Source organism: Halogeometricum rufum (genome assembly GCF_900112175.1).
In the GTDB taxonomy this organism is placed as follows: Archaea; Halobacteriota; Halobacteria; order Halobacteriales; family Haloferacaceae; genus Halogeometricum; species Halogeometricum rufum.
Map to the genome: position 1 here is coordinate 1,089,790 of NZ_FOYT01000001.1, position 26,529 is coordinate 1,116,318.

Consider the following 26,529-nt stretch of genomic DNA (forward strand, 5'->3'; position numbering starts at 1 on the left):
CCGGCGACGGCCCTCGGGCCTCACCTCGGCCGTCACTCCACTCCCGCCTCGGCGTCCAACCACGCGCGGACGCACGACTCCTCGCGGAAGTAGCGTCGCGTCCGCGTCCCTCGTTCGTCGAGGACGACGAGCAGGTGTTCTTCGGAGAGGACGAGTTCGTCGCCGCAGTTCGCGCAGGGTTCCGTCCGGGTGCGGCCGGGTTGCCAGAGTCGGTGCGGCGCGACGCGGACGACCGTCGCGTCCTCGTTACCGACGGGCGACTGCCCGGTGTAGTCTGAGAGCGCCATTGCACCCGTGTTCGAGCGACTGCCTAAAGTTATTTTCTCCACTCTGATATGTTGGAATATACTCGGCTTCCCAGCGTACCGTCGCCCTCGGTAGCGGTAATAGCCGTGGGGAGACGTCGGGAGCGATTGCGTCGACCCTTGTATTTATCATCGACGTTGGTGAATTACTCACGCGATGGAGAAACCACTGCTCGTCACGGACTTTCTGGACCGAGCACGGCGTTACTACGGCGACCAGGAAGCGGTCGTCGCGACGACCGGCGAACGATTCACCTACGACGAACTCGGGGACCGCGCGGACGGATTCTCCGCGGCCATGGCGGCCCGGGGCGTCGAGAAGGGCGACCGGGTGGCCGTGTTGGACCCGAACACCCACTACCACCTCGAGGCGGCGTACGGGTCGATGCAACTCGGCGCGGTCCACACGCCGTTGAACTACCGACTCGTCCCCGCCGACTACGAGTACATCCTGAACGACGCCGAGGTGACGGCGGTGTTCGCGGACTACGAGTACGCCGAGAAGATAGAGGAGATACGCGACGACGTGCCGACGGAGATATTCGTCACGAACGACGCGGACGCGGTGGAGGGCGACTGGCTCTCGTTCGACGAGATAATCGCCGACGCCACCGACTACGACCGCCCGGAGATGTCCGAGGACGAACTCATCACCATCAACTACACCTCCGGCACGACGGGCGACCCGAAGGGCGTCTGCCGGACGCACCGGACGGAGACGCTGCACGCCTACCTCGTCACGTCCCATCAGGACATCGCCGACGACGACGTCTACCTGTGGACCCTCCCGATGTTCCACGTCAACGGCTGGGGCCACATCTACGCCGTCACCGGGGCCGGGGCGAAGCACGTCTGTACGCGGGGCGTCGACGCCGAGTGGATATTCGACACCGTGCGCGAGGAGGACGTCTCGTACATGTGCGCCGCGCCGACGGTGTTGAACATGCTGATGGACCACTACGACAAACAGGGCGGCGTGGAGACGTCGGGCGACGCGCCCGTGCGGGCGGCCACCGCGGGCGCGGCCCCGCCCGAGGCGACCATCCGGACCGTCGAGGACGAGTTCGGCTGGTACCTCATGCACGTCTACGGCGCGACGGAGACGGGACCGCTCATCACCACCTCCGACGCCCGGCGCTTCTTCGACGACGACAGCGACGAGCGGTTCGAGGTGAAGAAACAGCAAGGCATCGGCTACCTCGGCACCGACGTGCGCGTCGTGGACGAGGACGGCGAAGAGGTGACCCGCGACGGGCAGACCGTCGGCGAAATCGTCGTCCGCGGCAACCAGGTGATGGACCGCTACTGGAACAAACCCGAGGAGACCGAGGAGGCGTTCACCGACCGTCTGGAGGGCTACTACCACATGGGTGACCTCGCCGTCGTGGACGAGAACGGCTTCGTCACCATCCAGGACAGGAAGAAGGACATCATCATCTCCGGCGGCGAGAACATCTCCTCCATCGAGTTGGAGGACACGCTGTTCGACCACGACGCCGTCGGCGACGTGGCGGTCGTTCCGATGCCCTCCGACGAGTGGGGCGAGTCGCCGAAGGCGTTCGTCGTCCCGGCGAACGGCGACGTGGACGACCCCGGCGTGACCGAGGCGGACCTCATCGACTACACGCGCGAACGCATCGCGACGTACAAGGTGCCCAAGGAGATCGAGTTCGTCGACGAACTGCCGAAGACGGCCACCGGGAAGATACAGAAGTACGAACTCCGCGAACGCGAGTGGGAGGACGAAGACCGGATGGTCGGGCAGGGCTGACGACGGACAGTCGTCGAACGGGGCCGACTACAGGTAGGCGGCGTCCCAGCGGGCCGCCTTCCGCCGGTTCCCGCAGGTGTTGCACTCGATTCGTTCCATCGTGTCCATCGCGATGTCGAAGCTCTCGTCCTCGCCGCACATCCACCCGTAGCGCTCGCTCCGTTCCGGGTCGAGGAAGACGGCGTAGAACGGCGCCTCCTTCCCCCGGACCGCCTCGTCGTAGGCCACGTACACCGTCTCCCCGTCGTCGAGGGTCCGTTCCTCGGTGACGATTCGCTCCCCCTCGGCGTCGAGTCGCTTCGCGTACGTCTGCTCCTCGAAGGACTCGCCGCCGATTTCGATGCGTCGGTCGTCGGTCCGCTCGTACCCCTGTTCGGCGTAGAAGTCCGCGCCGGCCTCGTTGTCCGCGAGTACGCTCCCCTCGATGCGGTCCACGCCGCGGTTCGTCAGTTCCTGTTCGGCGCGCTTGAGCAGTTGCGACCCGACGCCCTCGCTCCGGTGGTCCGGACTGACGTGGAGCCAGTCTATCTCGCCCACCGTCTCGCGTCCCTCCGAGACGTACGACTGGACGAACCCGACCACGTCGCCGTCCTCGACTGCGACGACGAACACCACGGCGTCGTCCGAGAGCCAGTCCGAAAGCGTGTCGGCGTCGTACCAGGTCTCGACGGCGTCCGCGATGGTCTCCTCGCCTATCGCGTGCCCGTACGAGGCCTGCATCGACCCGTTCGCGACGGTCCGAATCTGTTCGATGTCCGACGTGGTTGCGTCTCGAAGGTCCATGACACGTGGTACACAGTCACGTCACTTCACGTTCGTGGTCGTCGTCGTCCGGTGGAACCGACTCGCGGACGCCGCGGCGGCCCCCTCTTTCTTGCGCCTGCGCATCGACAGCACGGTATGGCGCGCGCGCTCTGCTTCGACATGTACGGGACGCTCTGCGACACGACGACGGTCACGGCGCGACTGGCGGCGGAACTCGACGCCTCGGGCGCCGTCGTCGACGGCGTCGAGGCACTGTGGCGGGAACGACAGCTTCGATACTCCACGCACGCGGCGTTGATGGACGCGTACGAACCGTTCTGGGACCTCACGTCGCGCGGACTCGACTACGCGCTCGCCGTCTACGGGCTGGACCCCGACTCTGCGACGCGCCGCCGCATCCTCGAAGCGTACGACGAACTGGACCCGTTTCCGGACGCCGCAGAGACGCTTCGCCGTCTCTCGGACGCGGGGCGAGAACTCGTGGTCCTCTCGAACGGCGACCCGGCGATGCTGGACCGTCTCGCCGAGAACGCGGGACTGGCGGACCATCTCGACGGCATCGTCAGCGCCGACGAGGTAGCGACGTTCAAACCCGACCCCGCGGTGTACGAACACGCCGCCGACAGACTCGACCGGTCCGTCGGCGACTGCCGTCTCGTCTCCTCGAACGCGTGGGACGTCGCGGGCGCGGGCGCGGCGGGGATGCGGACGGCGTGGGTGAACCGCCGGAACGACCCGCCGGAGGAACTCGGCGCGGACCCCGACGTGGAACTCGCTTCGCTGGCGGAACTGCCCGACACAATCGTGTGAATAGATACCACTTCATACTAGAACATCATCCCATATCATTGTCTGGTAAATATTATCATACCCAACATTCCATGTTCCTTTGACAACTATAACGAGTGGGTAAGGCACATTATACAAAACAATTATTAACAATCGATAAAGCGTTAGCCCATGGCACGGGATAACAGGTCCCTCAATAGACGAGACTTGTTGAAAGCGGCAGGCGCCAGCACCGTCGGAATCGCGGGACTGGCCGGCTGCTCAGGAAACGGCGGGGAACAGACCGACGGGGGTGGTGGCGACCAGACGGGCGGGGGCGACACCGACTCCGGCGGCGACGGCGGGAGCGAAGACTACCCGGCGCTCGGCAACTACCCCATCGAGGGCGACACGGCCATCTTCGGGTTCAACGTCCCGCAGTCCGGACCGTACGCCTCGGAGGGGCAAGACGAGCTTCGAGCGTATGAGCTCGCGGTCAAGCACCTGAACGAGGGCGGGGGCTGGGTCGACAGCCAGTTCGACGACCTGTCGGGCGACGGCGTCCTCGACTACACCATCGACTACGTGGACGGGGACACCGCGACGGACGCCGACACCGCGCGGCAGTCGGCGTCGCGGATGATCCAGCGTGACAACGCCATCATGGTGTCCGGCGGCTCGTCCTCGGCGGTGGCCATCGCCGTTCAGGGGCTGTGTCAGAACGAGAACGTCCTGTTCATGGCGTGTCTGACGCACTCGAACGACACCACCGGCAAGGACTGCGCCCGCTACGGGTTCCGCGAGATGTTCAACGCCTACATGACCGGACAGGCGCTGGCACCCGTGGTCGCAGAGGAGTACGGCGAGGACCTCACGTTCTACCAGTTGTACGCGGACTACAGTTGGGGGCAGACCCAGCAGGCGTCGATGGAGAAGTTCATGACCGAAGTCGCGGGCTGGGAACAGGCCAACTCCGTGGCGACGCCGCTCGGGACCAGCGACTACCAGTCGTACCTCTCGGAGGCGGCCAACTCCGGCGCGGACGTGCTCATCCTGAACCACTACGGGCTGGACGGCGCGAACTCGGTGCAGCAGGCTGTCGACGCCGGCATCGACGAGGACATGGAGATTCTCGTCCCGCTCTACAATCGGCCGATGGCCGAAGCGGCGGGCGGCGCCATCGAGGGCATCTACGGCACGGTGGCGTGGGACTCCCAGATAGACAACGAGCCGTCCAACCAGTTCACGCAGGCCTTCCAGGACGAGTACGACCGGGTCCCGTCCGGTCCGGCGCAGTTGGCGTACGCACAGACGCTGCAGTACGCCGCCGCCGTCGAGCGTGCGGGGACGTTCTACCCGCCGGAGGTAATCAAGCAACTCGAAGACTACGAGTACGACAACATCGGCATGGGCGCGGAGACGATGCGCGCCTGCGACCACCAGGCGCAACGCGACGTGCCCGTCGTGCAGGGGCTCCCGGAGTCCGAACAGGAGAGCGGCCGGTACTTCGACATCATCAACATCACCAGCCGAGAGGAACTCGGCTACGCGTGTGACGAGGGGCCCGCGGCGGAGTGCGAACTCGGACCGGCCGAGTAGTAGGTTCGCCCGTAACGCCACCTTCATAATCTTTAGACCGAAACCCGAACTCGATACTGTCATGATAACTCACACCACGAACCGGACGGAGCGTATTTCGATACGGACTCCGGGGAGGGCGCGATGAGCGTCGTCTCCCAGTTGGCCACCATCCTGTTGAACGGGCTTCAGCAGGGCGCCATCTACGTGCTCTTGGCCGTCGGACTCTCTATCATCCTCGGGACGCTGAAGTTCGTCAACTTCGCGCACGGGGCGCTCTACCTCATCGGAACGTACGCAGGACTGTTCATCGCGCTCGACATCACGCTCTCCTCGGGGAAGCTTCAAGAGTGGGGATACGCCGACTTCGGCCTCGGCTGGGGGTTCCTCGCGGCCCTCGTGTTGGTCCCGCTCTTCGTCTTCGCCATCGGTCTCCTGATGGAGCGGTTCCTCGCGCGCCCGTTCTACGACCGGCCGGACACCGACCAGATTCTGGTCACGTTCGGACTGGCCATCGTCGTCCAGGAACTGTTCCGCATCCTGTTCGGGAGCAACAGCCTCCCGTTCAACCAGCCCGAGTACATCCTCTCGGTCATCCCCGTCTCCGGGCCGATGCAACTGCCCATCGTCGGGAACTTCCCGCGGTGGCGGCTCTGGGTCATCGGCATCACGGCCGTCCTCGTCGGCATCGTCTACCTGCTGGTCGAGCACACCGACTTCGGCCTGGTCGTCCGGGCCGGGACGCGCGACGCCGAGATGGTCCGACTCCTCGGCATCAAGATATCGCGACCGTACCTCGTCGTCTTCGGCATCGGCGCGGCCCTCGCGGGCGTCGCCGGCGTCGTCGGCGGTCCGCTGAACGTCGTCAACCCCACCGTCGGCATGAACATCCTCGTCCCCGCGTTCCTCACCGTCGTCATCGGCGGCGTCGGCACCATCGCGGGCGCGGTGGTGGGCGGCCTCATCATCGGACTGGTACAGGCGACGCTCATCGGCCTGCCGTCGGTGACCATCGCGTCGTTCACGCTGAACTTCTCGCCGTGGTCGCAGGTGGGGCTGTACGCCATCGCGGCCATCATCCTACTCGTCAGACCGCAGGGCATCCTCGGTGACGAGGAGGTGGCCCCATGAGCGACCGAAACACGACCGGCGAGGGAAGCGCCAACGCCACGAGCGACGGCGGCGCCGTCATCAGCGACGGCTCGCTCGTCGCCCGCTGGGAGGCGATTCGAGAGCGCGAGGTGACGGTGGTCGGACTGACCGTCATCGCCGTCGCCCTCTTCCCGTGGCTGTTCTCCCGCGCGCCGGTGGTCAGCGACCTGCTGCTCGGCTACCAGTCGCTGGCGACGCTGATGCTCATCTGGGGCATCTTCGCCGTCGGCTTCGACCTGCTGCTCGGTTACACCGGCCTGCTGTCGTTCGGCCACGCGGCGTTCTGGGGCGGGGCGGCGTACGTCGCCGGCATCGTGGCGAACAACGTCTCCGCGGACCCCATCGTGATGGTCGTCTCGGGGACGGTGTTCGCCATCCTGCTGGCGTGGGTTCTCGGGTTCCTGTCGCTGCGACGCGGCGGCATCTACTTCAGCATCCTCACGCTGGCGTTCGGACAGATGCTCTACTACATGTCCGCGGCACCGCTGGCGTTCCTCACGGGCGGGGAGAACGGGCTGACCGGCATCTCGGTCGGTGCGCTGTTCGGCCAGTTCCACCTCGAGTCCGAACTGCCGTCGGTCGCGGGCACGCTGCTCGGTAACTGGATGTACCTGTTCGTCGCCGTCTTCGCCGTCCTCGCCGTCGCGGCGGCCTATCGCATCCTCAACTCGCCGTACGGGATGGTGTTCCGCGCCATCCGCGAGAACGAACAGCGCGCGGAGTTCGTCGGACTCAACGTCTGGCGCTACAAGCTGATGGCGTTCATCATCTCCGGCGCGTTCGCGGGCGTCGCGGGGAGCCTGTTCACCATCCACGGATCGTACGTTCCGCTCCAGTCGCTCTACTGGACGGAGTCCGGCGAAATCGTCATCATGACCGTCCTCGGCGGCACCGCCTCGCTGTTCGGCCCGATAGCCGGCGCGGGGCTCTACCTCTACGTCGAGAACATCGTCAGCGGGGTCCAGACGCTCTACCTGCCGTTCACGCAGGTCGTCCTCGTTCAGGACTTCGGGACGTACTGGCACCTGCTGCTCGGACTGGTGTTCGTCGTGGTCATCTGGGTGGCCCCCAGCGGTATCTGGGGCGGGGTGTCCGACCTGCGCTCGTCCGTCCGCAACCTCGTGGGAGGTGACCGTCGATGAGTTCCGACGCCGGAGACGGCTCCGACCGCGAGTCGACGCCGACGCCGACCCCCGATGCAGGTTCGGAACCGCTGTTGCAGACGCACGGTCTCACGAAGGAATTCGGCGGCCTCGTCGCCACCGACGACGTCGACCTGACGGTCGAACGCGGCGAACGCGTCTCCATCATCGGACCGAACGGCGCGGGCAAGTCCACGCTCATCAACCTCATCACGCGGCGTCTCGACCCGACCGAAGGCGACATCCGGTTCAAGGGCGAGTCCATCGTCGGGATGGAACCGCACGAGGTGGTGCAACGAGGCGTCTCGAAGTCGTTCCAGACCGCCTCCATCTTCCCCGACCTGACGGTGAGAGAGAACGCAGAGATAGCGGCGCTCGCCGCCGAACAGGGCGACTTCGGATTCAACTTCTTCACCCACCGGAACAAACTGACCGACGTCCACGAGCGCACCGAGAACACGCTGGACGCGGTCGGCCTGTTGAACCAAGCGCACACGGACGCCGAGGACCTCCCCTACGGCGACAAGCGCCGCCTCGAAATCGGCATCGCCCTCGCGGCCGAACCGGACCTGCTCCTCATGGACGAACCCACGGCCGGGATGTCGCCCGAGGAGACCAAGGCGACGGTCGACCTCATCGAGGAGGTCAAAGAGGAACTCGGGCTCACGTTCGTCCTCGTCGAGCACGACATGGAGATCGTGTTCAGCATCTCCGACCGCATCGTCGTGCTGAACCGCGGGCAGGTCATCGCCGAGGGGACGCCGGAGGAGATTCGCGGCAACCCCGACGTGCAGGAGGCCTACCTCGGAGGTGTCGAACTGTGAGTCTGCTCGAACTCTCGAACGTGGACTCCTACTACGGGGAGAGCCACATCCTCCGCGACGTGACGATGAACGTCGAGGAGGGCGAGATATGCGCGCTCCTCGGTCGCAACGGTGCGGGCAAGACGACGACGCTCCGCTCCATCGCGGGCGCGACGCCGCCGGAGGTCCGCGACGGGACCGTCTCGTTCAAGGGCAGGGATATCACCGGTACCCCGGCCGAGGACGTCTCCGCCGGCGGCATCTCGCTCGTCCCCGAGGAACGCCGCATCTTCCCGAACCTCACCGTCGCCGAGAACCTCCACCTCGCGGAGGTGGTTCGCAACAAGTCGAACACGTGGGGTCGGTCGCTCTCGTTCGACCGCGAGGGGATGTCCACGGAGGAGGTGTACGCGCAGTTCCCCCGCCTCGACGAACGGCGGGGACAGAAGGCCGGGACGCTCTCGGGCGGCGAACAGCAGATGCTGGCCATCGCCCGCGCGCTGAAGCAGAACACCGACCTGCTCCTCCTCGACGAACCGTACGAGGGACTCGCGCCGAAGATAATCGAGGACGTCGAAGACGCCGTCGAGCGCATCAGCGACGACGGCACGACCATCCTGCTGGTCGAGCAGAACGCGGCGGCGGCGATCAAACTCGCCGACCGGGCGTACGTCATCGACCAGGGCGGCATCGTCTTCGACGGCACCGCCGAGGAACTCCGCGACGACGAAGAGACGCGCGAACGCTACCTGGGGGTGTGACGATGTCGACGGACACCCCTCCCCACGGACGCGCGGACCCCGAGGCGGCCCTCGACAGACTCGTCGAACTCGGCGCGGTGGCGGAGGACGAAGACGGCAGTCTCTCCACCACGCCCGCCTTCGAGAGCGACCGCCGGGTCTACCGGAACACGTACGACTACATGGGAGACGACGGCGTCGCCGACACCGTCGCGGACCTGTTCGGCGTCGAGAAGGAGGCGGCGCTCGACCTCCTCGAACGCGGCGAGGTGACGAGCGAGGACGTCGTCGCGTACCTCGCCATCCAATCGTTCGCCGACGAGTCGCTCGAAACGGCCGAACACGCCATGATGGCGGAACTGCTCGTCCGACTCGGTCCGGACACGCCCGTTCCGGCCGACGTCGAGGAGGTCGACGACGACTCCTACCGAGCGTTCCTCGACGACAACCCGCACGCGGTGCTCACGGTGTGGAAGCACGACTGCGACCCCTGCGAGGCGATGAAGGGCGACGTCGCGGCGATTCTCGAACTCGTGCCCGACGGCGTCGCAGTCGCGGGCGTCGACGGTGAGAACGTGCCCGAGTTCCGCGCGGCGTTCGACGTCGACGCCGCGCCCGCGGTGCTCTGTTTCCGAGACGGCACGCTCGACGCGGTTGCGACCGGACGAAAACGACCGGGCGAACTCGGTGCACTGTTCGCCGACGTGTACGACGCGCCGGCGTAACCGCCCGCCCGCGCCCGTCTGTTCTCAGTTCAGTCTTCGACGCCGGTAGCCATCACCGGTCGGTTCGCACCGAGGATGACCGACTGGGTGACGCTCCCGAACAGGGCCTTCCCCGCGGGCGACCGCTTCCGACCGCCGACCACGATGAGGTCCGCGTCCAACTCGTCCGCCGTCGAGACGATGGCGTCGGCGGGGTCGCCGCTGGACTCCTCGACGTCGTAGTCGATACCCGCCTCGTCCAGCATCTCGCCCGCCTCGCGGACGGAGTGGACCTGCGTCGCCGACGCCCCACTCGGGTTGTCGCTGAAACTGTGGATGAGCGTCACGTGCTTCTCTGCGGGGTCCCCCGGGAGGTTCACGACGGCTTCGATGCACCGCCGGACGTGCGACTCCTTCTCGTCGATACCGACTACTACATGATACATAAGGATAAATTCCGTGCCGCGGAGCTTAGTCTTTTGGGGGACGGCGGCGCCGTTCGAGGGTTCTTCCCCGAGTTCGGGCCGATACGTGCGCGGTGTCGTCACACCACCGCGTCGATACGTGCGCGGTGTCGTCACACTCCCTCGTCGTCGACGTGCCGCGACACGAACGCGACGAGAGCCAGCGGAATCCCGAGGACGACGGCGATGGTCAACGCGCCGTACGCCGCGAATCCGAGTAGCGTCGGCGGGAACGGGACGAGAAACAGGAAGCGCGGCGCGCGCAGACCGCCCACGAAGACGGAGACGAGTGCGCCGGCGACGCCGGCGACGACGACGAGTGCGAAGTAGACGATACCGACGAGTCGAGGGCCGCGGATGCTCCGCTGTCCGGCGACGCGTCCGCCTCCGTCGCTACGTTCGCTCACGTTCTTCGGTCGGGTTGCCACTCGGTTAGCCGTTCCGCTCTCGGCGTCGCACCGACGACTCTTTGCCCGTGGAACCCCGACCGTTCGGGTATGTCCGACAGAGACCTACTCGGTCTTCTCCTCGCCGGCGTGGCGGTACTGATGTCCGTGACGGGCATCCTCCTCGCCGTCTGACCCGTTCGGTCGACGCGGTTCGCTCCGTCCGCCGAGCGACTGCGTTCGGCGACGGCGCTCGGATTCGACCCCGAGAGCAGTCGCTCGGGGGCGTGAGTCACGAACCAAAAAACCGCGAGCGGGCGGGAGCGTCTACTTCGACTGGTCGTCGTCGTTCTCGGGGACGCCGCCGTCGGTGAGCGTCTCCTCTTCCTCGCCGCCGTCCGCGATTGCGGTCTTTATCTTGCGGTCGTACCACTCCCACTCGGCGGTGTAGAGTCCCTCTTCCTTGAGGTTCCACGGGTCGCCGTCCTCGACGACGGGGCCTTCGAGCCACGACTGGACGAAGTTCCAGACGAAGATTATCTGGCCGACGAGGAGGATGAGCGCTCCGAGCGTCGCTATCTGGTGGAGCGTGGCGAACTCGGGCAGGTACGTCGCGTACCGGCGCGGCATGCCGCCGTAGCCGAGCAGCACCATGGCGAAGAACGTCACGTTCGTCCCGACCATGGAGAGCCAGAAGTGCGCCTTCCCGAGCGTCTTCTGGTACATCCGACCGGTGTAGATGGGGAACCAGTAGTAGATGCCGGCGAACCCGGCGAACGCGATGGCGCCCATGACGACGTAGTGGAAGTGCCCGACGACGTAGTACGTGTCGTGCAGGATGAGGTCGACGGGCACCGAGGCGAGGAACACGCCGGTGACGCCGCCGATGATGAAGTTCGAGACGAAGCCGATGCAGTAGAGCATCGGCGTCGTGAGGCGGACGTTCCCGTTCCACATCGTGGTTATCCAGTTGAACGTCTTGACTGCGCTCGGGATGGCGATGGCCAGCGAGACGGCCATGAACGAGGCGCTGAGGCGCGGGTCGATACCCGTCGCGAACATGTGGTGCGCCCAGACGCCGAACGAGAGCACGCCGATGGCCAGCGTGGAGTAGACGACGAACTTGAAGCCGAACAGCCGGCGCCCGGAGAACCGCGGCAGGACGTAGCTGACGATGCCCATCGGGGGCAACACGAGGATGTAGACTTCGGGATGACCGAAGAACCAGAACAGGTGCTGCCAGAGGATGGGGTCGCCGCCGTTGACGAAGAACGACGTGGCGAAGTTCCGGTCGAGCAGCAGCATCAGGATGGCGCTCCCGAGGAGGGGGAACGCGAACAGGATGAGTCCCGACTGGGTGAGGATGGTCCACGAGAAGATGTCGAGGTTCGCCCAGGTGACCTTCTCGGCGCGCTCGGTGAAGATGGTCGCGATGAAGTTGATGGCACCCATCGTGGCGGAGACGCCCGTGAGGTGCAGACCGAGCAGCATCAGGTCCACGCCGGCGTTCATCTGGTTTCCGTTGCCGACACCGGCCGACAGCGGGGTGTACATCGTCCACGCCGTCTGCGCCGGGATGACGTCCGGGAGTGGGAAGAAGCCCGCCCAGATGAGGAGCGCGCCCGGCGGCAGGAGCCAGAACGCGATGGCGTTGATGCGCGGGAACGCCATGTCGTCGGCGTCGATGAGCAACGGCACGAAGTAGTTACCGAACGCCGCGATGATGGGCGTCCCGAACAGGAAGAGCATCGTGATTCCGTGGCTGGTCAGGAGCGAGTTGTAGTACGTGTTCGAGATGAACGTCATCCCGGGGTCGGCCAGTTCGATCCGCATCACCACGACCATGAGGCCGCCGACGGCGAACGCGACGAGCGCGTACGCGCCGTACAGAATCCCGATGTCTTTGTGATCGACGGTGGTCAGCCAGCGGATGATTCCGGCCGGCTTCTCTTCGGAGGTGTATCCCTCCCCTTGCCCGAAGGCGCCCCCGCCCCCCGCGAGCGGTGTGTACGTGCGCCAGTTTTCGACCCGCGCGAGCCACGCGGCGACGACCACGAGGAAGACCCCCATGAGAATCGTCAGTGCGAGCTGTCCGTTAACCTGCATGGCTGTGACTGAGGAACGGAGCGTAATGAAAGGTTCGGGAACGGTCCGGCGGTTCGAACGAAGGGTCGGCGAACTGACCGCTGCCCGGCGTTATTCGTCGTCTTCGTCGGTCAGTTCGGCGGCGCTCTCGTCGTCGTCCTCGACTGCCGCCGCCTCGGCGGCCTCGGCCTGTTCTTCGTACTCTTCGAGCGTCGTCGCGTTCTCGACCGTCGCCTGTCCGGGCAGGTAGACGGGCGCGCGCTTCTCGTCGCCCGCGATGGCCTTCCCCGAGAGGTACGTCAGGATGGCGAGGAACACGAACGGGACGGCGAGCAGTCCGAACTGCACCGCCGACGCGAGCGGTTCGACGCCGAACGCCGGGAAGACGGCGAAAGCGACGACGAAGAAGGCGATGATGAACAGCGGGATGATGTTGACCGTGAGGTCGAGCAGGGTTTCCCTGTCGAATATCTCGTTCGCCATACCCGTCCGTTTCGGTGCGGAATCAAATAGGTTGTTGGTTCGCCGGTGCCGGCCGCCGTCAGTAGCCGGGGTCGCGGTTCTGCACGAACAGGTGACCGACGACGGCACCGAACAGCAGGAGGACCCCGCTCGTCACGATTGCGAGTCCGCGCGTCTGTAGGTCGAGCGCGGTGAACAGGAAGGCACCGCCGAGGGCGAGGAGGCCGACGCCGATGACGGCGAGCGGTCCCCACGGGGTCTCCGCGTAGCCGGACTCCCGCGTCATGCCGGCGACGCTCCCGGAGAACAACAGGAGACCGCCGACGGCGATGGGGAACAGGTCGAACAGAATTCCGATTTCGGAGATGGGGATGCCCAGCGCGACGAACATCGGCCACGGGCTTGCCATCCGATACTGGTCGGAGAGTCCCGGCGCGTCGTCCATACCGCACGTAGGTGTCGCGTCGTACAAAGCGCTTCGGAAGGCGCTCGTCCCGGTCAGGGAATCGTCACGCCGTGTCGGGTGAGGAACTGGTTGACGGCCTTTATCTCGACGGGGCTCCCGATTATCTTGCACGTCCCGTTCACCGGAAAGACCGTCACCGTGAACTCCCGTTCTAGCTGGTCTCGCACGTCGTCCAGCGAGGAACACGGAACGACTATCTGTGTACTGTCCCGGAGTTTGGACGGGTCGGGCATACTACTCCGTGCATCCTCTCACGAGTTCGAGTGATAACGGTGTCGAAGTCTTCGCGCGTGCGCGCGAGCCGACGAGCGAAGGAACAACTTTTTCGACGTACGTGGCCGAGAAGTAGCCGATGGGACTGGAGGAGGAAATCGACGAACTCCGCGAGGAGATCGCGAACACGCCGTACAACAAGTCGACCGAGTCGCACATCGGTCGGTTGAAGGCGAAACTCGCGGAGAAAAAAGAGAAACTGGAGAATCAGTCCTCCAGCGGAGGCGGTCACGGCTACGCCGTCGAGAAGACGGGCGACGTGACCGTCGCACTCGTCGGGTTCCCGAGCGTCGGCAAGTCGACGCTCATCAACGCCCTCACGAACGCGGAGAGCGAAGTCGGCGAGTACGAGTTCACGACGCTGAACGTCAACCCCGGCATGCTCCACTACAACGGCGCGAACATCCAGATTCTCGACGTGCCGGGTCTCATCGAGGGTGCCGCCGGCGGCCGCGGCGGCGGGAAGGAAGTCCTCTCCGTCGTGCGGACGGCGGACCTCGTCGTCTTCATGCTCTCGGTGGTCGAACTCGAACGCTACGAGCGACTGCAGGAGGAACTGTACCAGAACAAGATTCGGCTCGACACCACGCCGCCGAACCTCTCCATCTCGAAGAAGCACAAGGGCGGCATCCAGGTGACGATGACCGACGACGTGTCGCTGGAGGCGGACACCATCAAGGACGTGCTCCGCGAGTACGGCTACGTCAACGCCGACGTCACCATCCGCGGCGACCTGACCATCGACGAACTCATCGACGGCATCATGGACAACCGGGTGTATCTCCCCTCGATGGTGACCGTCAACAAGGTGGACCTCATCGACGAGGACTACCTCCCCACGGTGAACGAACAGCTCCGAGAGCTTGACATCGACCCCGACGAGGCCGTCTTCATCAGCGCCGAGGCCGAGAAAGGCCTCGAGAGCCTGAAAGAGACGATGTGGGAGCGCCTCGGACTCATCCGCGTCTACATGGACAAACCCGGCCGCGGCGTCGACTACGAGGAACCACTCGTCCTCCGAGAGGGCGAGAACACCGTCGACGACGCCCTCGGTAAACTCGGCGGCACGCTCGACGAGCGGTTCCGGTTCGCCCGCGTCACCGGCCCGAGCGCGAAACACGACGAGCAACAGGTCGGCCGCGACCACGAACTCCTGGACGAAGATATCATGCGAGTCGTCGCCCAGCGGTAAGGTTTTTCTCCCGATACCGAACATCGTTCGACCGTGCCCTCCACCAGACGCCTCGCCGTCGCCGGCCTCCTCGTCGCCCTCGCTCTCGGCGCGGCGTGGGCCGGCGGCGCGTTCGACCGCCGTCCACCGAGCGACCCGGCCGCAGAGCGACTCGCGAATCGAACCGCCGCGGCGACGGCGGACGTGCCCGCGTACTCGTTCACCGTCGGCGGGAGCGTCGTCGTCGAACGGGGCGACGAGCGTCGGACGGCCGCCTACGACGGCCGCGGCGCGTTCAACCGCTCCGAGCGGGCGTACCGCATCGAAATCGCCCTCGGCGAAGCCGGCGGCGGCTTCGACGCCGACAGCGAGACGCGGTTCGTCCGCGGTCACACGCTCTACACGCCGTGCCCGTACTCGCGGTACGTCAACGTCGAGGACGTCTCGTACGCGACGGCGCTCCCGGAGAATCGGTCGTGGACCGCGTACACGATGCTCGGCGGCCAGCGACGCCTGTTCGGCGTCTCGCGCGTCTACGACCGCGGGACCGACACGGTGGACGGCGAGCGAGCCCGCGTCGTCGAAGTCGTCCCCGACCGCTCGAAACTGTCGTCGTTGTCGGCGGGCGTCCCGGGCGACGACGAGGTGCGGCGGACGAACGCCGGGGCCGGGAACCTCCACGCGACGCTCTATCTCGCTCCCGACTCCGCGCTCCCCCTCCGCGTCGTCGTCGAACGCGAACGCGGCGGCGGGTTCGGCGGTCCGACGGTGCGAGAGCGAATCATCTACGACTTCGACTACGGGCCGACGACAGTCGAGCCACCGGAGCGGACCGTACGGAGCGAGGACGCCTGCCCGAGGCCGTGACGCCGGTGCGTCGCCTCGACCCGGACCGTGCCCTTCTTCTCGCGCCGCACCCGACGTTCGGACGTGTCTCGAACGCCCGACTGGACCGTCCCCGCACTCCTCGCACTCCTCCTCGTCCCGTGGTCCGTGCAGGTGTTCTCGGGCCGGGACGCCACGCTCGTCTTCGCGTGGGGGCTGGTCAACACGAATCCGCTCGGCGTGACGACGCTCACCGACTTCCTGTTCGTCTACACCGCCGGACTGCCCGACTACATCCACTCGTGGCCGCTGTCGGTGGCGCTCTACCTCCTCGCACTCGGGTTCGCCGTCGTCGGCCCGCGGGTCGGCTACGACGACAGGCGCGTCGTCGCGGGACTCCTCGCCGTCGCGGGCGTCGCCCAGTTGTCGCTGGCGCGGGGGTTCTCGGTCCAACCCGGCCGGATGGCGTGGCCCGTCGGGACGCTCCTCCTGTTCGGCGTCGCGGCGTACGTCTACGGCGTCGGCCGCGGCGATTAATCGCCCGCCGACGCGCCGGGGCGGTACTTCTGACTCACCTGCTTCCACTTCCCGGTGGTGAAGCGGTAGTAGTTGATGGCGGCCGGCACCGTCGTCTCCGCGAGGAACGCGACGTACAGCGCTTCGATGTGCCCGGTCTGCGCGCCGAGGTAGGCGATGGGGATGGAACAGCCGAACATGCCGAGCAGTTGGCTGTAGAACGGCACGCGGGTGTCGCCGCTGGCGTCCAGCGGTCCGGCGGCGGCGCCGGAGACGCCCTGCATCACCACCGCGAGGCAGGCGGCGTAGACGAGCGACACCGCGACGGGAATCGCGGGCGACGACGGGTCGTTCACGAACAGGCGGACGATGGATTCGGCGAAGACGGCGACGAGAACCGCGCTGACGACGTACGTGGCGACGGCGAACCGCACTATCTCGCGGCCGTACGCCTCGGCGGTGTCCTCGTCGTCGCCGCCGAGGCTCTGCCCGACGAGACTCGAGGACGCCAGTCCGAAGCCCCACCCGGGCGTGTTCATCAGCCCCCAGATGCGCCGCGCGATGACGAACGCCGCGACGACGTTCTCGCCGAAGCCGTCGACGATGGCGAGCATCGGGAACTCCGCGACGGTCCAGACCAGCGAGCGTCCGAAGACGGGCAGTCCGATGGAGACGATGTCGGAGACGGTGTCCCGGTCGACGTACCGTCCGAACGGGTCGATTCGGATGGGGAACTCGCCGACGACGGGGAGGCCGCCGCGCGCCAGTCCGAGGACGAACGCGGCCGTGACGACGACGTTCGAGAGGACGGTTCCGACCGCCGCGCCCTCGACGCCCATCCCGAGGCCGAAGATGAGCGTCGCGCTGAGGACGACGTTGACGACGGCACCGCCGGAGCGGAGCAGCATGGCGATGTAGGCGTCGTCCGCGCCGACGAGCGTGCGACTCCCGACGAGGTTCAGCCCCGCGAACGGGACGCCGATACCGACGAGTCGGAGGTAGCGCGCGCCCAGTTCGACCGCCTCGGCGTTGTCCGTCAGCACGGCGATGAACTGCGTCGAGAACAGCCAGAAGGCGGCCGTCACGGGGAGACTGGCGAGGAGGACGAGCAGCGAACTGGACCGGACGGCGAGTCCGAGTCCGTCCGAACGCCCCGCGCCGTAGCGCTGTGAGACGAGGGCGAGGGTTCCGGCCGCGACGCCGCCGCCGAGGGCGAACGCGACACCCCAGTACGGCCCGGCGAAGCCGACGCCGGTGATGGCGGCGGTGCCCGAGGCGATGCCGACCATGGCGACGTCCACCGCGTTCTTCGACATGCGCGCGATGCCGGTGACGATGCGGGGCCACGCGAGTTCGGCCGTTCTGACGGCTCTCTCGCGGTCGACGACGCCGAAGTGGGCGAGGACGAGACCGATGACGACGATGCTGCGCCTGATTGGGTTGGGGAGTCGAGACACGTCGGAGGGACACCTATTTCGATTCGATACACCCCCTTTCGATTCGACCGTCTTGTGCGTATCGAAGCGGTCGTTCCCGCCCGTCGCTTCCTCGTTCGGTACCCTTTTCGACGCGCCGTGCGTCGTCTCGACCATGTCCGGAGTACTCGACCACGTGATGATGCGCGTCGAAGATCTAGAGGAGTCGCTCGACTGGTACCAGACGCATCTCGGCTACGAGGAGAAGGGTCGCTGGGAGGCGGACACGTTCACCAACGTCTACCTCGGTCCCGAGGAGATGCACGAGGAGGGCGCGATGCTCGAACTGACGTACAACCACGACGACCGGACGTACGAGATGGGCGACGCGTGGGGGCACATCGCCGTCCGCGTCCCCGAGGGCGAACTGGAGTCCTCCTACCAGCAGTTGATGGACGAGGGCGTCGAGGACTACCGCGACCCCGAGTCCTGCGGCGGCCGGTACGCCTTCGTGAAGGACCCCGACGGTCACGAGATAGAGATCGTCAAGCGCGACCCCGACCTCGGGTCGAAGTGGAGCATCGACCACACCATGATTCGCGTCGAGGACGCCGACGAGGCCCTCGGGTTCTGGACGCGGAAGTTCGAGTACGAACACACGGGTCGCTGGGAGTCCGACACCTTCGCCAACTACTTCGTGAAGCCCGAGGGTGCCTCCGACGAGGCGATGGCCGTCGAACTCACCTACAACTACGACGGCCGGACCTACGACCTGGGCGACGCGTGGGGTCACCTCTGCGTGCGCGCGGACGACCTCGGCGACTACTGGGAGACGCTCATGGAACGCGAGGCCGAGGACTACCGCGACCCCGAGTCCTGCGACAACCGCTACGCGTTCACCAAGGACCAGGACGGCCACGAGATAGAGGTTCTCGAACCGAGCGACGACTGACGACCCCGCTCCGTCTTCCGCTTTTCTCCGACCCGTCCGCAGGTGCCGACGAGTCTCGCGGCACGTGACTCGGGGATGACATTCTCTGCGGAATGCTGTTTCGTTACGAACAGTTACGGCGGGAAACAAGTATTTTTCTCGGAAATTTACTAGATAGAGTCATTCAGGAACACAAGACATTTATCCGGGTGGTAATAGACTTGCATCGTACCCCTACCCAAGGTGACACAGTGAGTACCGCCGTGCAAGTCCGGTCTATCCGGGCGTCAGCGCTCAGGACGGCCGAAAGGTGTCGTTGCCACTGCAACACTACTAACAAAACATGACACGGAAATCACAACAGTTCCGCGCTGTCGTGCTCGCGGCGCTGATGGTTCTGTCGGTCTTCGCCGGCACCATCGCGTTCACGGGTTCGGCTGCTGCGGCTGCTGCCGATGGCAATATCGACCTCGGGGCAGGCAACGGGACGCAGGTCTCTGTCGAGGCCGGTCCTTCTGCCACCCTGACGACTGTAGAAATTGGAGACACCGACCCCTCGTCCAACAGCCGCGCGGTTGTTTGGGTTGACGAGAACGAGGACGGTTACTGGAACTCGTCCGAGCCTCAGGTCAACGTGACCACGAACGGCAACGGACTCATTGACGTTGGCGACCTTGATGTCTCGTCCCTGTCGGCTGGTACGTACAACGTATCCGCTGCGGACGAGCCCAACGACAATGCCTACGACGGCATGATGGCTAACACGACCGTCGAGGATCAGCTCGAAGTTACGTCCTCGAAGGCTCCGGTGCTCCAGAGCGCCGTTCACTACGACAACGACACGACGTCGTCCGTCGACGCCGAGGTCGAACTCGCGTTCAACGAGGACGTCACCGTCGACGAGCTGAACGTCTCTGTCGAGGGCGAGAGCTCGAACCTCACGCAGGACGTCATCGACGTGAAGAACGGCCGCGTCGTCGCGACGCTCGGTCAGGTCTACACGCAGGACCTCGAAGTCACCTACAAGGTGACGGACACGCAGGGTAACACCTACTCCAACGCGAAGACCGAAGAGGTCGACTTCGCCGCCGTCTCGGTGAAGGCCGACGACACGAAGAACGCCTACAAGGGCTCGACGGCCGCCGTCATCGCGGGTAACGCGAGCGCCGACGTCGAGATTACCGGCACGGACGACGACAACAACTTCTTCCGCTCCGGTTCCACGGGCACGAACAGCCACGTCTACACGTTCGACACGACGAACCGTGACCTCGGCGACTACGAAGTCGTCTTCGACGGCGGTCAGATCGCGAACGTCACGATTCGTGACCTCGGCCTCGGTGTCTCCATCGAGGACCTGACGGTCACGAACGCCGACGACAGCGTCATCGAGGGCACGGTCTCCGCGAACGCGGGCGACCGCCCGGTCACGATCGAACTCCTGGACTCCGACGAGGACGTTCAGATGACCATCGGCGCTGACCTCACGGGTCAGGCCGAGTACGACTTCGAGTTCAACGCCTCGGACCTCGACACTGGCAACTACACGGTTCTGGTGACGGACAACCAGTCCAGCGTCGAGACCGAGTCCTCGTCTATCGAGGTCTCGAAGGCCGGCAAGGGCAGTGCAGACATCGGTGGCACGGGCATCGTCACCGAACAGCGCGGTGACATCGCGAACATCACCGTCACGCTCTCGAACACCGACTACGCGACCCTGACGTTCGGGTCCGAGGACGTCGGCTTCGTCAGCAACGTGACGGTCGAAGACGTCAACGGTGACGGGCAGGTCAACGTCCTGTTCAACACCCACGCCGCGACCGGCGTGACCAACCTCGCCAACGACGGCGGCAAGGTCTACGACGTCCCCAGCCTCGAGGGTGACGACGACGACATCACCAAGGCTGACATCAGCGAAGACGTCAGCACGCTCCTCGACGCGGGCGAGTACGACGTCGAAGTCCGCTCCGGCGAGGACGCCAGCGACGACTCGCAGGGCGTCGGCACGCTCGTTCTCGAGGAACGCAACACGACGTCCCTCGCGAGCTGGACGGCTCCCTCGGGCACGACGCTCGAAGACACGGACGACGTCTACGAAGCGATCAGCAACAACAACGTCACGCAGGACAACGGCATCGCCTACGGCGACCTCGCCGTCCACCAGATTCAGGCCTCCGGTCTCTACGGTGCGATCGAGGCAGACGGTGACGCGACGGACGTCGCCTTCTACGACGTCGCAGACACCGGTGCGTTCAACTTCTCGGTCGAGCAGGTCGACCCCGGTGCGAACCGCGACCCGTACAGCCTCATCCTGAACGAGACGAACACGGACGTGTTCGCTGACGAGGAGAACGACACGTACTTCATCGTCTACGACACGGACGACAGCGACATCGACACGACCGAGCGTAGCATCGAGAACGACCACACGCTCGAAGCCAACTTCACGGTCGCCGAGGACGAGGGTAACCTCGCCGACGACCGCCAGACGGTCCTCGACGAGTACGACCTCGTCGAAGGCGAGCACTCGCTCGGCGAGCCCGTGAACGTCTCGGCGTCCGCGACCCAGACGATCTCCGGTGAGACGACCGTCGCGCCCGGTACGGAACTCAGCCTGCGCGTCCGCTCTAGCGGCGACACGCAGCCGAGCTTCCTGAAGACCGCGACCGTCTACGTCACCGAGAACAACACGTTCTCGGGCACGTTCGACTTCAGCGAGCAGGAAGTCGGCGACACGTTCGAGGTCACGGTCCGTAACGGTCCCGCAGACTCGGTTTCGGTCGACGGTAACGTCGTCGAAGGCGGCGCTGCGACCGAGACGGCGATGACCGAGACGGACGCGCCGGACACGGCCACGGAAGCGCCGGACACGGCCACGGAAGCGCCGGACACGGCCACGGAAGCGCCGGACACGGCCACGGAAGCGCCGGACACGGCCACCGAGGAACCGGCTGACGACACGGAGACGAGCACGGGTACGCCCGGGTTCGGTGCCGTCGTCGCAGTCACGGCACTCCTCGCCGCCGCGCTCCTCGCCGTCCGCCGCGACTAACGTCTGAACCACCGGCTCACGCCGGTCACCTCACTTCACCTTTCTTTCGACGCCACGGCCCGAGAGCGGTCGCGCCGGTCCGACCGCCGGAGGACAGTCCGCCACGGGCGACACTCCCGCGGTCTGACTGGAGGGGCGCACGGAACGACAAGGGATTTAGTCGGGGCACTCCATCTGTGCTGTATGCCCGGATTGCTGTCTGACGCCCTCGCGTGGGCGGCTATCGTCACGTTCGTCTCCGGTGCCCTCCTCGTCCGGCGAAACGACCGCGCGGCGCGGTACGTCACCGCCGCCGCGTGGGGGCTCTTCGCCGTCTTCTGGCTCCAGTTGGTTCCACACTTCGCGTTCGAGCACAAGAGCTACATCGAGGGGTTCCTCTCGCTGGCCGCGGTCCCGGCGTGTCTGTACGCCGGCTACCTGCTCTACGCCGGACGCGACACGCTGTTCGTCCTCTCGAAAGCCGTCGCCGTGATGGGCGTCATCTACCTCCCGTTCGAGACGATTCCGGCGTTCACGCTACTCGGTCTCTCCGTGCCGGCCCCCAGAGGCGTGCTGATGGAAACCGTCGCCGCACAGACCAAGTTCCTCGTGAACGCGTTCGGCTACCACCCCGAGTTCATCACGGGCGACCAGGGCTACCTCAACACGTTCCTGTTCATGGACGGCGACCACCGACTGAGCGTCTCCGTCGTCCTCGCGTGTACCGGACTGGGTAGCATGGCCATCTTCGCGGGTCTGGTCGCGGCCGTCGAGGCACCGCTTCGTCGGAAGTTCCGCGCGCTGGCCATCGCAATCCCGATCATCTACGCGCTGAACCTCCTCCGGACGACGTTCATCACCATCACGTTCGGCAAGCAGTACTTCCAGTTCTTCGTGGACGAGATACTGCTGCTGTTCGGGTCGAGCGACCCGTACATGGTCTCCTTCTTCATCTCCGACCGCATCATCAGCCAGTTCCTCGCCGTCGTCGCACTCGTCGGCATCACCTACCTCGTCGTCCGCGAGGTGCCGGAACTCCTCACGGTCATCGAGGACGTCCTCTACATGGTCACCGGCGACGAGTACGACCTCAGAGACGCACTCGATCTCGACGCGCCGGCGGGCCGCGGCGGGAGCGGCAGCGTCTGACCGGTCGTCTGCGTTTCAGACTTCGCTCTCGGCGACCACGTCGTCCGGTGCGCCGCCCAGCGTCCGGAGCGCATCGGCTTCGACGTGGTGGACGTCGCCGGGAATCACGAGCATGTGTAGCGGGTCGCCGAACTCCCGGTCGGCCAGCGCAGACAGACGGTCCGCGACGACCACGGGGTTCTCGCTGCCGGCGCGTGCGACGGCGACGCCGAGGACGTCTCTCCACCCCTCGGCCAGCATCTCCGCGGCGTAGTCGGCGCTCATGTACTCCTCGCGGTCGGCCTTGATGTCGAGGTAGACCAGCGTGTGCAGGCCGCGTTCGCGGTTCGCCTCGATTGAGTCGGTCACGCTCTGGGGGACGCCGTCGGCCCCGTGAGCGTAGGGGAACGGCAGCGTCACGGCCTTCCCGAAGCGGTAGTTCTGCAGGCCGGTCAGTCCGCTCGCGGCGGACTGCGCGGTGACGCCGTGTATCAGTCGCGTCTCGATGCCGCGTTCGACGGCGCGGAGACGCAGGTCCACGTGCGTCGTCGAAATCATCGTGTCGCCCGCGGTGAGAAAGACGACGTGGTCGTCCGCGGCGGCGTCGAGAATCTCTTCGGGGTGTTGTTCGACGCCCGCCCGGTCGCGGACTTCGATTTCGACGTCGTGGTACGCTTCGAGGTCCGCCACCGTCGCGCCGACGAGGTGGCTCGTGTAGAACTCCGCGAACGCCCGGTCCGCGTCGGCGAGGGCGTCGCGCCCCTCGACGGTTATCGAGCGCTCGTCGTACAGTCCGAGTCCGACGAAAGTGAGCATACTCTCCCTGTGCCGCCGTCCGGGATAAGTGGCCTGTCCCGACGCGCGTCGTATTGACGAACCGACACGACTAAGAGGGCGGGTGGCAGTTCCACGCACGGGTGCAGTTCTGTCGTTACTGCGACGACCGCACCTTGGTTTGTTCGGTTGACACCCTCGCTGCCGGCGCGACTGGTCATCGCGCCGCCGGGGTGTCTTTGGTCGGGTCTGGAGGTTCAGCACTGACGGTGGCGACGGGCACGACCGCTCGGTAGGTTCTTCCTCGACGCTGAATCAGGCCGCCGCCAGCCACGACCTCGTGGTGATGGGCGAGACGCAGGACCCGTCGTTCGCCAGCGTGTTCGGGGACGCGTACCAACGCGTCGCCGACGCGACGGACCATCCCGTCATCGTCGTACGGGAACACGAGTGACGGGCGTTCGCAGGAGAGTGAAGCCGGTGGAGGGGATTGTGAACCACGGTCGCTCACTTCGTTCGCTCCCTGCTTCAAGTCCCTCCACGCAGGGCTGTTCAGTCTCACTTCGTTCGACAGAAAGAGCCGGTGGAGGGCTTTCAGCCAAACCCTTACCAGCCCATGGATAAACGGTGGTGGTATGCCGAAGCCGAAGCGTGCCATCGAGACGCTCCGCGACAAGCTCGAATCGGACGACCGTGGTGGGTGCGACCGTGACCGTGAGCTGCTCGTTGACTTCTCCGACGAACTCCGCCTCCGGCGGGAGGACTACGGCCACCACCGCCACGAGAAGCTCCTCCGCCACTGCGTCCGGATGAGCGAACACGCGGAGGCCTGTCTCCACGCCACGCTCGTTCGCGAGCGAGATGGTGATCCCGACGACGAAGAGACGTTCTACGCCGCGAAGGACGCCGCGAAGGACGTGGTCGGATGGATCCACGAGACGTACGACGTCGAGGACGGCTCCCAGGAGACGAACCGCGACTACCGCGTCGCGTTCCGTCTGTTCGGCAAGCACATCACGCGCGGTGACGAGATCCCCGACACGCACGACTGGATCTCGACGAAGACGACGCGCGACTACGACCCCGCGCCCGACGAGGCCGACATGCTCGACCGCGAAGCGGACGTCGAACCGATGGTGGAGATGGCGCGAAACCCGCGCGACGCGGCCGCGATCTATCTCCAGTTCGAGGGTGGGTTCCGCGGCGGCGAACTGTACGACATGCGCGTGCGCGACCTCACGGACGGCGAGCACTCGCTGAAGGTGCGCGCCGACGGGAAGCGTGGCGAACACGACGTCCACCTCATCGTCGCCGTCCCGTACATCCAGCAGTGGCTCGCCGACCACCCTGGTGGTCCGGACGACTACCTGTGGACGAAACTCGACGAGCCCGATCGGCTCTCCTACCAGCGCTTTCTGCAGATGTTCCGCGCCCCGGCCGAGCGGGCGGAGATTTCCAAGCCCGTCACGCCGACGAACTTCCGGAAGTCGAACGCATACTGGCTCGCGACGCGCGAGAAGTCCCAGGCGTTCATCGAGGACCGCCAGGGGCGCGCCCGCGGGTCGCCCGTCATCTCCCGGTACGTCGCCATGTTCTCCGGTGAAACCCAGGAGAAGCAGTACGCGGCGATGCACGGCCGCGATATCGTCGAGGACGAACCCGAGGACGTCGCACCCGTCCCGTGCCCGCGCTGCGAGAAGGACACGCCCCGCGGGAAGGATTTCTGCATCCACTGCAACATGTCGCTCGACGCCGAGGCGAAGCAACTGCTCGACGCGGTCAGCGAGATGCTCGACGACCGCGCCGTCGAGGCCGACGATCCCGAGGTCCGGAAGGATCTGCTCCGGGCCCGCCGGACGATCCGCGAGAAGCCGAACGCGATGGACGCCGACGAGCTTCATGAGTTCGCCTCCTCGCTCGGCGTGTCCGAGGACTGAAGGACGAGTTCGCACAGCCGCGACATCTCGTCGTCGTCCTCGTACTCGTCGGCGAGTCGCTCGAACAACTCGCGGTCGTCATCGGTCAGTGCGTCTGTCTGCGCGGGGGGTGCGGGATTACTCATGGCTCAGGGTGATACCGAATTGGGTCTCGATCGCTTGCTGCAGGACGATGCTCCGCTCGGTCTGTGGCCCCGCCATCGTGAGGACGGTCCGCAGCGCCGCGCCACTCCGTAGGAGCGCGACGCGTTCGGGGTGGTAGTACCGGATCTCGTCGACGTGGTTGTACTCGGGCGTCGGGGGCGTGACGTGCCAGCCCGTCTGCCACGCTTCTTCAGGCGTGACGCTCTCGGGCGATGTGCGCTCGGTCCAGCGCCGGTAGCCTTTGCCCCGGACGACGAGGTCGTCGTACCGCTGGATGGCCATCAGACGATCCCTCCCGAGAACATCGCGAGGGCGTACGCGGCGCCGAGCGCCAGCAGGATCATCGCGACCAGACAGAGCAGCGGGCGCTGGATCAGGAGTTGCCCGCGGTCACGCGGTGGGCGAATCCCGCCGTCGAGTGTGGCCTGACCGTCTCCAACGGACCCGTCGAGTCCTTGCTGGCGGAGGAATGCCTGGTCGTCGTGGTCTTCGAGCGCCGGGAGCTGCCAGTATTCACAGTTGCCGCACTCGGGCCCGTCGACCGACTCGTGTCGGGGGACGACCGTTCCGGCGTGCCCGCAGTCGGGGTTCCGGTGCTTTCGACCGGTCCGGACGTCGACGTACACCGTCTCCCGACAGTCGTGTGCCTCGAGTTCGTCGCGGTCGTCGAACTCGCGGTCGCAGTTGGTGCAGCTCGCGGTGATGCGGCGCTTAGGCATCTTCGCCCTCCCGCGGGACGAGATGGCCGGGCAGACGATCCTCCAAGAGACGTGTCTCGACATCCGCGTCCCAG

At 66.0% G+C, this 26,529-nt stretch carries 28 protein-coding genes; 15 read left to right on the forward strand and 13 right to left on the reverse strand.

The annotated features are described in order from the left end of the window. Positions 1-32: 32 nt before the first annotated feature. Positions 33-287, reverse strand: coding sequence for a DUF7576 family protein (locus BM310_RS05670; protein WP_089805429.1), 255 nt, complete (start codon positions 285-287; stop codon positions 33-35). A 175-nt stretch (positions 288-462) separates the two neighbouring features. Here BM310_RS05670 and BM310_RS05675 point away from each other — a divergent pair, with 175 nt between their 5' ends. Further along, positions 463-2,076, forward strand: coding sequence for a long-chain-fatty-acid--CoA ligase (locus tag BM310_RS05675; RefSeq protein WP_089805431.1), 1,614 nt, complete (start codon positions 463-465; stop codon positions 2,074-2,076). Positions 2,077-2,103: 27 nt separating this feature from the next. Here the strand turns inward: BM310_RS05675 and BM310_RS05680 are convergent, their stop codons facing one another. Beyond that, the gene (locus BM310_RS05680) at positions 2,104-2,859 is read right to left on the reverse strand and encodes a GNAT family N-acetyltransferase (protein ID WP_089805433.1); all 756 of its coding nucleotides are present in this window, start codon (positions 2,857-2,859) and stop codon (positions 2,104-2,106) included. 117 nt (positions 2,860-2,976) lie between these two features. Here BM310_RS05680 and BM310_RS05685 point away from each other — a divergent pair, with 117 nt between their 5' ends. From BM310_RS05685 to BM310_RS05715, 7 genes are all read left to right on the forward strand, one after another. After that, positions 2,977-3,651: a haloacid dehalogenase type II gene (locus BM310_RS05685; protein ID WP_089805437.1), complete on the forward strand. Its 675-nt coding sequence runs from the start codon at positions 2,977-2,979 to the stop codon at positions 3,649-3,651. A 150-nt stretch (positions 3,652-3,801) separates the two neighbouring features. Continuing rightward, positions 3,802-5,208 carry an ABC transporter substrate-binding protein gene (locus BM310_RS05690; RefSeq protein ID WP_089805440.1) on the forward strand — a complete coding sequence of 469 codons (1,407 nt, stop codon included), beginning with the start codon at positions 3,802-3,804 and terminating at the stop codon, positions 5,206-5,208. A gap of 123 nt (positions 5,209-5,331) precedes the next feature. After that, positions 5,332-6,318 (forward strand): branched-chain amino acid ABC transporter permease, encoded by a 987-nt coding sequence (locus BM310_RS05695; protein ID WP_089805442.1) that lies wholly within the window; start codon positions 5,332-5,334, stop codon positions 6,316-6,318. Next, positions 6,315-7,481 carry a branched-chain amino acid ABC transporter permease gene (locus tag BM310_RS05700; RefSeq protein ID WP_089805444.1) on the forward strand — a complete coding sequence of 389 codons (1,167 nt, stop codon included), beginning with the start codon at positions 6,315-6,317 and terminating at the stop codon, positions 7,479-7,481. Before BM310_RS05695 ends, BM310_RS05700 begins: the two co-directional genes overlap by 4 nt. Beyond that, entirely contained in the window at positions 7,478-8,305 is an 828-nt protein-coding gene (locus BM310_RS05705; protein ID WP_089805446.1) for an ABC transporter ATP-binding protein, read from the forward strand. The genes BM310_RS05700 and BM310_RS05705 overlap by 4 nt, the downstream gene beginning before the upstream one ends. After that, complete coding sequence (locus BM310_RS05710) at positions 8,302-9,045, forward strand: ABC transporter ATP-binding protein (protein ID WP_089805448.1); 744 nt, start codon at positions 8,302-8,304, stop codon at positions 9,043-9,045. The genes BM310_RS05705 and BM310_RS05710 overlap by 4 nt, the downstream gene beginning before the upstream one ends. Before the next feature lie 2 nt (positions 9,046-9,047). Continuing rightward, a complete protein-coding gene (locus BM310_RS05715; RefSeq protein WP_245778433.1) occupies positions 9,048-9,749 on the forward strand; it encodes a thioredoxin domain-containing protein in 702 nt (233 codons plus the stop codon). Positions 9,750-9,778: 29 nt separating this feature from the next. On the opposite strand, the gene BM310_RS05720 is transcribed toward BM310_RS05715, so the two are convergent. From BM310_RS05720 to BM310_RS05745, 6 genes are all read right to left on the reverse strand, one after another. After that, positions 9,779-10,174, reverse strand: coding sequence for a universal stress protein (locus BM310_RS05720; protein ID WP_089805452.1), 396 nt, complete (start codon positions 10,172-10,174; stop codon positions 9,779-9,781). A gap of 131 nt (positions 10,175-10,305) precedes the next feature. Beyond that, a complete protein-coding gene (locus BM310_RS05725) occupies positions 10,306-10,599 on the reverse strand; it encodes a DUF7520 family protein (protein WP_089807045.1) in 294 nt (97 codons plus the stop codon). Positions 10,600-10,905: 306 nt separating this feature from the next. Beyond that, complete coding sequence (ctaD, locus tag BM310_RS05730) at positions 10,906-12,684, reverse strand: cytochrome c oxidase subunit I (protein ID WP_089805454.1); 1,779 nt, start codon at positions 12,682-12,684, stop codon at positions 10,906-10,908. A gap of 90 nt (positions 12,685-12,774) precedes the next feature. Next, on the reverse strand, positions 12,775-13,146 hold the full coding sequence (locus BM310_RS05735; protein WP_089805456.1) for a DUF6684 family protein: 372 nt from the start codon (positions 13,144-13,146) through the stop codon (positions 12,775-12,777). 58 nt (positions 13,147-13,204) lie between these two features. Further along, entirely contained in the window at positions 13,205-13,570 is a 366-nt protein-coding gene (locus tag BM310_RS05740) for a DUF7541 family protein (protein ID WP_089805458.1), read from the reverse strand. Between the two features lie 53 nt (positions 13,571-13,623). Beyond that, the gene (locus tag BM310_RS05745; protein ID WP_089805460.1) at positions 13,624-13,824 is read right to left on the reverse strand and encodes a VNG_1110C family protein; all 201 of its coding nucleotides are present in this window, start codon (positions 13,822-13,824) and stop codon (positions 13,624-13,626) included. Positions 13,825-13,943: 119 nt separating this feature from the next. On the opposite strand from BM310_RS05745, the gene BM310_RS05750 reads away from it, so the two are divergent. The 3 genes from BM310_RS05750 (at position 13,944) to BM310_RS05760 (ending at position 16,397) form a co-directional block, all read left to right on the forward strand. Continuing rightward, on the forward strand, positions 13,944-15,056 hold the full coding sequence (locus BM310_RS05750) for an OBG GTPase family GTP-binding protein (RefSeq protein WP_089805463.1): 1,113 nt from the start codon (positions 13,944-13,946) through the stop codon (positions 15,054-15,056). 33 nt (positions 15,057-15,089) lie between these two features. Then, the gene (locus tag BM310_RS05755; protein WP_089805465.1) at positions 15,090-15,902 is read left to right on the forward strand and encodes a hypothetical protein; all 813 of its coding nucleotides are present in this window, start codon (positions 15,090-15,092) and stop codon (positions 15,900-15,902) included. Between the two features lie 63 nt (positions 15,903-15,965). After that, on the forward strand, positions 15,966-16,397 hold the full coding sequence (locus BM310_RS05760; RefSeq protein ID WP_089805467.1) for a TIGR04206 family protein: 432 nt from the start codon (positions 15,966-15,968) through the stop codon (positions 16,395-16,397). Here BM310_RS05760 and BM310_RS05765 read toward each other — a convergent pair. Continuing rightward, positions 16,394-17,833 carry an MATE family efflux transporter gene (locus BM310_RS05765; RefSeq protein ID WP_089807047.1) on the reverse strand — a complete coding sequence of 480 codons (1,440 nt, stop codon included), beginning with the start codon at positions 17,831-17,833 and terminating at the stop codon, positions 16,394-16,396. The two genes, BM310_RS05760 and BM310_RS05765, sit on opposite strands and share 4 nt — an antisense overlap. A 133-nt stretch (positions 17,834-17,966) precedes the next feature. Between BM310_RS05765 and BM310_RS05770 the strand changes: the two genes are divergently transcribed. The 3 genes from BM310_RS05770 to artA all read left to right on the forward strand — a co-directional run bounded on the left by BM310_RS05770 (position 17,967) and on the right by artA (position 22,902). Next, on the forward strand, positions 17,967-18,743 hold the full coding sequence (locus tag BM310_RS05770) for a VOC family protein (protein WP_089805469.1): 777 nt from the start codon (positions 17,967-17,969) through the stop codon (positions 18,741-18,743). A gap of 322 nt (positions 18,744-19,065) precedes the next feature. Further along, positions 19,066-21,774 (forward strand): BGTF surface domain-containing protein, encoded by a 2,709-nt coding sequence (locus BM310_RS05775; RefSeq protein WP_089805471.1) that lies wholly within the window; start codon positions 19,066-19,068, stop codon positions 21,772-21,774. 183 nt (positions 21,775-21,957) lie between these two features. Further along, positions 21,958-22,902, forward strand: a complete 945-nt coding sequence (artA, locus tag BM310_RS05780) for an archaeosortase A (RefSeq protein WP_089805473.1) — start codon at positions 21,958-21,960, stop codon at positions 22,900-22,902. Positions 22,903-22,917: 15 nt separating this feature from the next. Here artA and dph5 read toward each other — a convergent pair whose 3' ends face one another. After that, on the reverse strand, positions 22,918-23,697 hold the full coding sequence (gene dph5, locus BM310_RS05785; protein ID WP_089805474.1) for a diphthine synthase: 780 nt from the start codon (positions 23,695-23,697) through the stop codon (positions 22,918-22,920). 593 nt (positions 23,698-24,290) lie between these two features. Here dph5 and BM310_RS05790 point away from each other — a divergent pair. Next, positions 24,291-25,592, forward strand: coding sequence for a tyrosine-type recombinase/integrase (locus tag BM310_RS05790; RefSeq protein WP_089805476.1), 1,302 nt, complete (start codon positions 24,291-24,293; stop codon positions 25,590-25,592). Here the strand turns inward: BM310_RS05790 and BM310_RS05795 are convergent. The 3 genes from BM310_RS05795 to BM310_RS05805 are packed head-to-tail and all read right to left on the reverse strand — an operon-like array spanning position 25,553 to position 26,518. Next, the gene (locus BM310_RS05795; RefSeq protein WP_089805478.1) at positions 25,553-25,717 is read right to left on the reverse strand and encodes a kinesin; all 165 of its coding nucleotides are present in this window, start codon (positions 25,715-25,717) and stop codon (positions 25,553-25,555) included. The two genes, BM310_RS05790 and BM310_RS05795, sit on opposite strands and share 40 nt — an antisense overlap. Then, positions 25,710-26,018, reverse strand: a complete 309-nt coding sequence (locus BM310_RS05800; RefSeq protein WP_089805480.1) for a hypothetical protein — start codon at positions 26,016-26,018, stop codon at positions 25,710-25,712. Before BM310_RS05800 ends, BM310_RS05795 begins: the two co-directional genes overlap by 8 nt. Next, positions 26,018-26,518 (reverse strand): hypothetical protein, encoded by a 501-nt coding sequence (locus tag BM310_RS05805; RefSeq protein WP_143105111.1) that lies wholly within the window; start codon positions 26,516-26,518, stop codon positions 26,018-26,020. The genes BM310_RS05800 and BM310_RS05805 overlap by 1 nt, the downstream gene beginning before the upstream one ends. Positions 26,519-26,529: the final 11 nt, after the last annotated feature.

What these genes read in the sequence shown, in the direction of transcription:
- BM310_RS05685 (WP_089805437.1), top strand. Translation starts at nt 2,977, where the DNA reads ATGGCGCGCGCGCTCTGCTTCGACATGTACGGGACGCTCTGCGACACG.
- BM310_RS05800 (WP_089805480.1), bottom strand. Translation starts at nt 26,018, where the DNA reads ATGGCCATCCAGCGGTACGACGACCTCGTCGTCCGGGGCAAAGGCTAC.
- BM310_RS05735 (WP_089805456.1), bottom strand. Translation starts at nt 13,146, where the DNA reads ATGGCGAACGAGATATTCGACAGGGAAACCCTGCTCGACCTCACGGTC.
- BM310_RS05695 (WP_089805442.1), top strand. Translation starts at nt 5,332, where the DNA reads ATGAGCGTCGTCTCCCAGTTGGCCACCATCCTGTTGAACGGGCTTCAG.
- BM310_RS05795 (WP_089805478.1), bottom strand. Translation starts at nt 25,717, where the DNA reads ATGAGTAATCCCGCACCCCCCGCGCAGACAGACGCACTGACCGATGAC.
- BM310_RS05715 (WP_245778433.1), top strand. Translation starts at nt 9,048, where the DNA reads ATGTCGACGGACACCCCTCCCCACGGACGCGCGGACCCCGAGGCGGCC.
- BM310_RS05680 (WP_089805433.1), bottom strand. Translation starts at nt 2,859, where the DNA reads ATGGACCTTCGAGACGCAACCACGTCGGACATCGAACAGATTCGGACC.
- BM310_RS05790 (WP_089805476.1), top strand. Translation starts at nt 24,291, where the DNA reads ATGCCGAAGCCGAAGCGTGCCATCGAGACGCTCCGCGACAAGCTCGAA.
- BM310_RS05770 (WP_089805469.1), top strand. Translation starts at nt 17,967, where the DNA reads ATGTCCGGAGTACTCGACCACGTGATGATGCGCGTCGAAGATCTAGAG.
- BM310_RS05700 (WP_089805444.1), top strand. Translation starts at nt 6,315, where the DNA reads ATGAGCGACCGAAACACGACCGGCGAGGGAAGCGCCAACGCCACGAGC.
- BM310_RS05690 (WP_089805440.1), top strand. Translation starts at nt 3,802, where the DNA reads ATGGCACGGGATAACAGGTCCCTCAATAGACGAGACTTGTTGAAAGCG.
- BM310_RS05675 (WP_089805431.1), top strand. Translation starts at nt 463, where the DNA reads ATGGAGAAACCACTGCTCGTCACGGACTTTCTGGACCGAGCACGGCGT.
- BM310_RS05705 (WP_089805446.1), top strand. Translation starts at nt 7,478, where the DNA reads ATGAGTTCCGACGCCGGAGACGGCTCCGACCGCGAGTCGACGCCGACG.
- artA (WP_089805473.1), top strand. Translation starts at nt 21,958, where the DNA reads ATGCCCGGATTGCTGTCTGACGCCCTCGCGTGGGCGGCTATCGTCACG.
- BM310_RS05740 (WP_089805458.1), bottom strand. Translation starts at nt 13,570, where the DNA reads ATGGACGACGCGCCGGGACTCTCCGACCAGTATCGGATGGCAAGCCCG.
- BM310_RS05775 (WP_089805471.1), top strand. Translation starts at nt 19,066, where the DNA reads ATGACACGGAAATCACAACAGTTCCGCGCTGTCGTGCTCGCGGCGCTG.
- BM310_RS05750 (WP_089805463.1), top strand. Translation starts at nt 13,944, where the DNA reads ATGGGACTGGAGGAGGAAATCGACGAACTCCGCGAGGAGATCGCGAAC.
- BM310_RS05670 (WP_089805429.1), bottom strand. Translation starts at nt 287, where the DNA reads ATGGCGCTCTCAGACTACACCGGGCAGTCGCCCGTCGGTAACGAGGAC.
- BM310_RS05720 (WP_089805452.1), bottom strand. Translation starts at nt 10,174, where the DNA reads ATGTATCATGTAGTAGTCGGTATCGACGAGAAGGAGTCGCACGTCCGG.
- BM310_RS05745 (WP_089805460.1), bottom strand. Translation starts at nt 13,824, where the DNA reads ATGCCCGACCCGTCCAAACTCCGGGACAGTACACAGATAGTCGTTCCG.
- ctaD (WP_089805454.1), bottom strand. Translation starts at nt 12,684, where the DNA reads ATGCAGGTTAACGGACAGCTCGCACTGACGATTCTCATGGGGGTCTTC.
- dph5 (WP_089805474.1), bottom strand. Translation starts at nt 23,697, where the DNA reads ATGCTCACTTTCGTCGGACTCGGACTGTACGACGAGCGCTCGATAACC.
- BM310_RS05805 (WP_143105111.1), bottom strand. Translation starts at nt 26,518, where the DNA reads ATGTCGAGACACGTCTCTTGGAGGATCGTCTGCCCGGCCATCTCGTCC.